The organism is Microcoleus sp. Pol11C3 (assembly GCF_036701485.1).
In the GTDB taxonomy this organism is placed as follows: domain Bacteria; phylum Cyanobacteriota; class Cyanobacteriia; order Cyanobacteriales; family Microcoleaceae; genus Microcoleus.
Genome location: NZ_JAUBQW010000220.1, coordinates 1 through 6,240, shown reverse-complemented (window position 1 = coordinate 6,240; position 6,240 = coordinate 1). Strand labels below are relative to the sequence as shown.

Here is a 6,240-nt window from a genome sequence, read left to right as displayed (position 1 = left end):
TCATCTTTATTTGACGATTTTACTAGGTTTTTCATTTTAACTCTTTTGTGACACATTCGCAAAAGTGAGATACACCCGCCACCAGGAACCTCTAAATTAGCTTTGCCTGAATTAGTAACTTTCACTGGATTTCCGTTAATATCTGCGCCTTTGGTACTATTTGCTGGAATTTGTAAGTTTATGCTAATTCCCTTTCCAGTTATTTGACACGAGCCATTTTTCGTTTGATCAACGTTTGTGATGTTTAATGTTTTTGGTACGTTGTTAGATACTGTTGCAACTTGCCCTTGCCTGATTAGTACCATCTCTTGCTCCTTAATAATCAAAATTTTATAACTACATCTTCAGAACGCTTGCACCTATAATTTGTGATTTTTTCGATTTAGAAGCTTTTTTCCTAAATAGATACACCCAATAAACAAACCTTCAACCCTAAAAACCCTTCCCAACAACAACTTACAAACCTTCCAAACCTTCCTTAACCTCCCCGCGAGCCGGATAAAACAAATGCCCACTCAAAGCATTTCGATAACTCTGCACAGCACCCCCCACATCCCCCAACCCCGACAACGCTCTACCACACCAGTAATGTGCAACAGAAGGATGAAAACTCATCAATTCCAGAGCGCCAACGCACCCCTTCTCCAACCAACCCCGACACTTCTCCTCCTCACCCAGAACCCCATAACTCTCACCCAACCACACCGCTGCAGGTACAGAATGCAAGCAACCCCCCCCTTCTAATAACAAATGCCAACCTTGCTCCAACACTTCCACCGCCTCCCGGTGTCGCCCCGCCAGCGCCAACACCCGCCCATGTCGGAACCAAGCATCCGCTAACTGCGGCTGTAGCTGCATTCCCCGCGCAGATAACGCACATCCACGCTCCATATCTTGAAAATGTTCCACCAGCACCCGTCCCGCCGTCGCCCAGACACTCCAGCGCTCTGGAAACCGCACCAACATCTGTTCCACCAAAGGTGTGAGCTCATCTCCTCTCCCCGCCACTGGTAAAATCTCGCACAGCGCCCGATAAATTTCCCCATCATCGGGATACAACCGATATGCCTTCAGCATCGCTTCCGCCGCCGCCATAGAATTCCCGGTGCGGAAGAGACATCGCCCATAGAAATACCACCCACCAAGGTTAAGCGGATGCTCCTCAACAAACTCCTGCAAAACAGCCACCCCTTTTTTCCACTCGCCTCGAAACAGGTGGTAGTGTGACAGCGAATCATAAACATAAGCAGCATTGGGAGCAATTCGCAGCATCGTCTGAATCATTTGCTTTGTCCGCTTACCTTCATCACCCCCAACTAATCCCTTACCACAGCGACTATCCGCCAGCAGTTTGAGACTCCGCAAATCCTGGGGAAACACCTCCAGCACTCGCTGCAAACGTTGTTCGGCTTCCTGAAAGTTCCCCAACATCATCAGCGCATCATAGCTGTGACTATTAGCGACAACATCATTCGGATTCAGTTGCAAAACCGTATCGAAAGCTTGCAATGCTGCAATGGGAGCTTCTTTTTCCAAATAAATCAATCCCAGAGCCAGCCAGTGAGCGGTATTCTCTGGTTCTAGCAATGTTGCTTGTTCAAAAGACACCGCCGCGTGCTGAATACAACGGCGACACACTGCAATTAATCCATTAATATGATGTCCGACTGCTTCATTCTCAGATAAACTTTTAGCCGTTTCATAAACTGCAATTGCTTCTGTCTCTTTCCCCATCAACTGCAATATTTTTCCCAACAGCAATTTCACATCAATTAATTGAGGTTGGCGTTGTAGCACTTGGCGATATTCTTCCACTGCTTGCTGCCAGTTGCCCATTGCATATAGCAGTTCGGCTAATTCCTTTCGTTTCTTCCATCCAGTTGGATACTTTTCTACGTATTTAGTTAATGTTTTTAGCTTGATATCTTGCCTTGTGAGTTTCTCATCTAAAACTAGATAAGCATTCATTTCCACCCCGGTAGGCTGATTAAGCTTTACCAGGCAAGTAGCAGTGACTCTAGACATATTGGAGTAAACCTATTATAGTTAATGGTTTTTAAATGCACCCCAATGTCTGTAACACTTTCCTTTTAAGGTATGTTGTTGCGCTTTAGCGCTCTTATCTGAGTTTTCATAAGAGCGCTAAAGCGCAACTACGTACCAAAGTCGCCCCTACAAGCCGACTTTAAAAGCTCTCTATTCTGTAATACTTCGGAATTAATTCCAACTCAAAAAGCTGGATGAGCTATATCTCGTATGTAACAGTGAATCAAGATAAGTAGTTGTTGCCTTATAATCAATTGGCTGTTGCACATACTCTTCAACCCTCAGCATTTCACATCCGGATGTTTTCGGTTCATCCGAATTCGGTTCCTCGACTTCTGTGGTATCCAAACCTAAACGATAATTGTGCAACTGCTTTTGCAGAATCTCTCGTGCCAGTTGGATGCGTTTACGCACATTATTTTCAGAAAGAGCCAATCTTTTGGCAATATCTCGGTAAGGCATCTCCTCATACCACAGCAAAATGCAAATGTCTCGCAGTTTGGCAGGTAGACTATTAATAGCACGGCGTATGTGGTGGCTCGTTTCCTGACGGAGCATGGCAGCTTCGGGTGATTCGCTGCTACCACCAATTCCCTCATCTTCTGAAATATTTTCAATGTTCTCGACACCCTTTGCACCTTTCTTGCGTTCTCGATGTATATCGATGCAGATATTATGAGTTAGTCGAGCCAGCCAAGCTTTAGGATAAGTAATGGAGTCAGCGAAACAAGGCATTTTTTCCCAGGCTTTGTGCCTTGCTCGACTCAGTGCTTCTTCTGCCTCTACCCGATCGCCTCCCATCCATGTTTGACAGCAACGGTAGAGATAATCTTGATGCCATATCCATAACTCCCAGAACGCCCTTTTGTCGCCTTGAGACAGGCGTTTTAATAGGAGTTGCTCGTCTAATTGTGTCTCACTTGTGGCTTTTTGAGCGATCAGGGAACGAAATCTGTGGATAGTTACATTCGTTGTTACATTCTCTGTCAAGCTGTCTTTGTCTAGCATCAAGTTGTTCCTTCACTAAGAGAGCCATTGGCTGAACAAGCTTAAAGTCCAGTCTGCCTCTTCTCCTCGCTGTAAACAATCGCAGTTTTCGCAGTTAAGATCCGAAGTTAAAGATTTTTCCTCCTCAAATTCCCACCCAATACTACCTGCAGGCGTGGTATTGGCTGGAAAATTTAGCGGCTACCTTTCTATTGCAGGACAATCAACTTCTTTTTTAGGGAAAAGGGTCTAACCAAAATGTCCCGTCTTAGTTTGGTAACCAATTTAGCCACCTCATGCGCCAAACTTGCTAAAATTCAGAAAAATTTCTTACAATCATGGAAAATACTCTCTTATTTCGGTTGTTTAGCTTAACTAACGGCTGTTAAGTTATCTAGTTTTTTAAGTTCCAGGCTAATACAGTATGATTACAGACGATTTCCGGTGCAAACGAGAGGGATTGAAAGCTTTTCCTCTATTTTTACAATTTAAGAGTTAAATGTAGGGTACCTGAACTTGAATAACCCCATGTATCAGCCTAAATACAGACGCAGGCGCGGTGTAATCCTTACCCCTCAAGGATCGAACAAACTTCAGAAAGCGAAATCAGAGGCGGAATTTAAAGAAAACAGTGGCTACCGATACACTCTTGAAAAGTTGAGCGATCGCACTGGCTTAGCTGTAGATACCTTGATCCGCGTCAATAATGGCTCTACTAGCGTCGATAAACAAACCCTCAAGCGCTATTTCAGGGCTTTTAATCTAATTCTGGAGCCCTCTGATTATTCTTGGCCAGAAACTCAGATTGAACCTCAAATTAAAGAAATTGAATCTGATGATGTAGATGTAAAGCCAGAATTCCCCGGAGGTCAAGTACCTCTCGATTCGGCGTTTTATGTAGAACGCCCTCCCATTGAATCTCGCGCCTGCGAAGCTATTTTGCAACCGGGTGCCTTAATTCGCATCAAAGCTCCCCAACTAATGGGTAAAACTTCCTTAATGGCAAGAATTCTGGAACGGGGGAGAAAACAGGGCTATCAGACAGTGGTGTTAAATCTCAAGCTGGCTGATGAAAAAGTATTCACGAATCTGGATCGATTCTTGCAATGGTTTTGTGCTTGCGTGAGTCGGAGCTTGAAGCTACCGAACAAACTAGCAGACTATTGGGATGAGATGTTTGGTAGCAATTATAACACCACAGATTATTTTGAGAATTATTTATTAGCTCAAATCGATTCACCGCTGGTACTCGCCTTAGATGATGTCGATCGCCTTTTCACTCACCCCGAAATTGCCTCTGACTTTTTTGGTCTGCTGCGAGCTTGGTACGAAAAAGCCAAGTATGGCGATCGCAGTAGTAATATCTGGCAGCAACTTCGGTTAGTAGTAGTACACTCGACAGAAGTTTATATTCCCCTCAATATCAATCAATCCCCATTTAACCTAGGGTTGTCAGTTGAAATACCTGATTTTACCAGCGCTCAAGTGCAAGATTTAGCACTTCGGCATGGATTGAATTTGCCAATACAGGATGTAGAGAAACTAATAAATTTTGTGGGTGGACATCCCCATTTAATCCGATTGGCTTTATATCATATTTGGGCGCAGGATATCTCCCAGGAACAAATGTGGCAAATAGCACAAGTGTGGAAGATTGTCACAAAACTTTACATTATTTCCTATATTCCTCCTCTACATCCTAATCTTATCCGGTAAAAATCCGCTTCTAGAAATCGAACTGGATACCTGTTTATACATCCAGAATTAAGCTTTAGTCAGAAGCAAAAATATTGACTTAGAAACAGACCCGCCGGATTTGGGTGTAGAGTCTGACTACACAAATTATTCTCTAAATAAGTCCACAATCTATTCTTCCCTTGGCGTCCCCGAAATTTGGAGTTAGCGCGGGCAAACCTTAGAACTATATCAGCTTGTAGAGGGAAAATACGATCGTGCTGCTCAAAGTTTAGCTTTTCCATTTTTGCCGATCGCAGAAGTACCCGGATTTATTGAACAAAACAGGGCGATCGGACAAAGAGCCGCCGTGCGTCTATTTAGGACAAAAATTAGAGAAATTTTTCAAGATCGCAACGAATAATAAAGTATATATAATATTGGTTCGATCCTTCGGATTTCAGTCCGCATAAAATTAAAGGGCTGAAGTCCGAACGATCGAACCTGTGAGTCTTAAAAAACCTTAAAAATTTTCATTATTTCTTTCTCATCTTTCTCTGTGAACCTCTTTTAGGCAGGTGCTTGATTTCACTTTCGACTGGAAATTCTACTTTTTCTACAACTTCTAAATCCACAATTTCAACAGCACCCCCGCTGCTTTCTTCCGCTTCCTCACTCACCTCCAAATCCTGCTGATTTTCTCTCAAATGCAATCCCAACCCAGAATCTAAAATCGGCAATTCATCGATTGCTTCACTAATCTCAGCTTCTCCAACCCAATCCTCAATTTGCACAGCTAAATCTTCCTCGATGGCTTGACTAATTTGAGCCTCTCTAATTTCCTTCTCTACTAGCTGCATTGATAACTGCTGGTTTTCTCTTGACAATTCTTCAACCTTAGTCGTTTGAATTCTAAGCTGTTCATTCAAAACGCGAATTTCTCGGTTTTGCTGCTGAATTATTTCTTCGCCATCAGCAATAGTTCGATTTCTCTCTAATATCACCTCATTTTTAGTTTCTAACTCCAAAGCGCTCATTGCCGCTTTAATTACATTATAAAAATGCGGCTTAGATACATCAACTTGTTTAGCATTATGGCGGCTTTTCCCCAAAAGTCCAATCTTTTCTCCTTGCTTAACAGCTAAAACAAAACCTTGATGATTTTTTATTTTTAATTCTTTGACAAAATCCACTTGAACTAAACTGCAAATATATTTGTGACAGTCAAAATAAAATTCTGCTTTCATCAAAAAGCACCCCTTTCTGCTACATTCCCGCAGAATTATAGCATGAAAAACGTTAAAACTAGAACAAAATATCTAAAAACAGGATGGGTACGGAAGACTGTACCATAATTTCAAAATTTATGCGAGGTCAAGATGTACTCAGAACTTATGCGAAAAAGTGTTTGACTTGCTACTTATAGTCATTTCAAATAAGTATGAGACACTATTCATGCACAATAAGCACGAATAATTTCATCAAGAGATGTGCCAGGAGACGCATACATTTTAGCTCTCTTTAATGCACTAA

The 6,240-nt window shown here is 42.5% G+C and carries 5 protein-coding genes; 1 reads left to right on the top strand and 4 read right to left on the bottom strand.

Annotated elements, in window-relative coordinates:
- The 3 genes from QUA40_RS27360 to QUA40_RS27350 all read right to left on the bottom strand — a co-directional run.
- On the bottom strand, positions 1-305 hold a 305-nt coding region (locus QUA40_RS27360; RefSeq protein WP_333131660.1), incomplete at its 3' end, for a hypothetical protein.
- A gap of 151 nt (positions 306-456) precedes the next feature.
- Complete coding sequence (locus tag QUA40_RS27355) at positions 457-2,025, bottom strand: tetratricopeptide repeat protein (RefSeq protein WP_333131658.1); 1,569 nt, start codon at positions 2,023-2,025, stop codon at positions 457-459.
- Positions 2,026-2,217: 192 nt separating this feature from the next.
- Entirely contained in the window at positions 2,218-3,054 is an 837-nt protein-coding gene (locus QUA40_RS27350) for a sigma-70 family RNA polymerase sigma factor (RefSeq protein ID WP_333131657.1), read from the bottom strand.
- 507 nt (positions 3,055-3,561) lie between these two features.
- Here QUA40_RS27350 and QUA40_RS27345 point away from each other — a divergent pair.
- Positions 3,562-4,749: an AAA-like domain-containing protein gene (locus QUA40_RS27345; RefSeq protein WP_333131655.1), complete on the top strand. Its 1,188-nt coding sequence runs from the start codon at positions 3,562-3,564 to the stop codon at positions 4,747-4,749.
- A gap of 494 nt (positions 4,750-5,243) precedes the next feature.
- On the opposite strand, the gene QUA40_RS27340 is transcribed toward QUA40_RS27345, so the two are convergent.
- Entirely contained in the window at positions 5,244-5,954 is a 711-nt protein-coding gene (locus QUA40_RS27340; protein WP_333131653.1) for a hypothetical protein, read from the bottom strand.
- Positions 5,955-6,240 lie beyond the last annotated feature (286 nt).